This window comes from Pseudomonas imperatae, assembly GCF_057128625.1.
The window spans coordinates 1-1,658 of record NZ_JBSKHP010000063.1 but is presented as its reverse complement, the minus strand read 5'-3'; the positions used below and the strand labels follow the sequence as shown (position 1 = coordinate 1,658).

Sequence of the window (1,658 nt, the reverse complement as noted above, 5' to 3'; positions counted from 1 at the left end):
CCAGAGTGTGTAAAAACACTTTCAAGTTGCTGGTGAGTTAGCCCATGGCTTCTGGTCGTTGCGATATTCCAAGCGTTCGCCAAGATCCGCACCGGTAACGCTCCTTGGCCTTCAGGGCGTGTTTCAATGGCTTTTACAGCGGCAAAAGCTGGGCCTTTTAGGCCGTCATTGCTTTCATCAAACCTTCCGTGCCGACGATTTTCATAACTCGCTTCATATTGTAGGCGAGCACGTTAAGGCTCATCTCCGCGCTGACGCCAACCAGCTTGCGAGTTAGGAAGTGCGTAGATCCCATCCATTGTTTGAGCGTCCCGAAGGGATGCTCAACAGTCCTTTTTCGCACTCGCATCATGTCCGGGGCTTGGTCTAGTCGGCGCTGCATTTGCTCCAGCACCGCTTCATGCTCCCAGCGCCTGACTCGGCGATTTGTGCTGGGCGTGCACTGCGGTTTCAGCGCACATTTCTGGCAGCTCGAACTCCAGTAACAGTGCATATTCATGCCTTTTTCGATGCTGGAGAAACGCCAAATCAGTACCTCCCCAGCTGGGCAGGTGTACTCGTTTTTTGTCGCGTCATAAACGAAGGCATCTTTATTGAAACGACCCTCTGCCTTGGCGCTTGAGGTCATCGGCTTTGGCACGTAGGCGCTGATATTGGCGTTGTGACAGGCCAGGATTTCTTCACCTTTGAAGTAGCCCCGATCAGCCACGACCGATAACGTTTCTGAGCCGATGGCTTCACGCGCGAGCTTCGCCATGGAGCTGAGTTGGTCGCGGTCAGAGCCGACGTTCGTAACCTCGTGGGCGACGATCAAGTGATGCTGGGTATCGACTGCTGTCTGCACGTTGTAGCCGACGATTCCGCTTCCGCGCGTCATCATCGAACGGGCATCTGGATCGGTCAGCGAGACCTGCTTATCAGGCGAATCGTTAAGCTGAGATTCGATCAGCTGAAGCTCCTTCATTTGAGCTTTCAGCTTCTCGATTTTCTCTGCGAGGCGCGCGCCGTCTGGTTCGGAGGCAGTTGGCACTTGCCTATCAGCCGCATCAAGTGCAGCCAGGTAACGGCTGATGCTCGACTCAATCTCTTCCATCCGCCGCTTGAGTTTGGCGCTGGTGAAATTTCGGTCACGATTATTCACTGCCTTGAATTTACTGCCGTCGATGGCAACCAGGTTTTCTCCAAAAAGCCCAAGCTGCTGGCACAGCACAACGAACTGTCGGCAGACCCCACGAATGGCCTTGCTGTTGTCTTTTCGGAAGTTCGCGATGGTTTTGAAGTCGGGCATGAGCCGCCCGGTTAGCCACATCAGTTCGACGTTACGTTGGGCTTCTCGCTCAAGGCGTCGGCTCGATTGGATGCGGTTCAGATAACCGTAGATATAGATCTTCAACAGGACAGCGGGATGGTAGGCAGGTCGGCCAGTGTCGGCGGGAATCGCGCCATCAAACCCTAGCGTTATGAGGTCGAGTTCATCGACGAAGACATCGACCACGCGCACCGGATTGGTATCACTGACGTATTCGTCGAGGCTTTCAGGCAGTAAGGTGCTTTGGCCTCGGTGTCCACTCTGAATAAACCGTTTCATAGGCGACCCTTGCGATGAAATTCTCAGAAATCATAGCAAGGGTTTGTCCGGGCGTTTTTACACACTCTGG

The 1,658-nt window shown here is 54.0% G+C and carries 1 protein-coding gene; it reads right to left on the bottom strand.

Features of this window, described 5'->3' with window-relative positions; translation table 11 throughout:
• Positions 1-157: 157 nt before the first annotated feature.
• Entirely contained in the window at positions 158-1,588 is a 1,431-nt protein-coding gene (locus ACWKWX_RS32575; RefSeq protein WP_483829922.1) for an IS1182 family transposase, read from the bottom strand.
• Between the last annotated feature and the right edge of the window lie 70 nt (positions 1,589-1,658).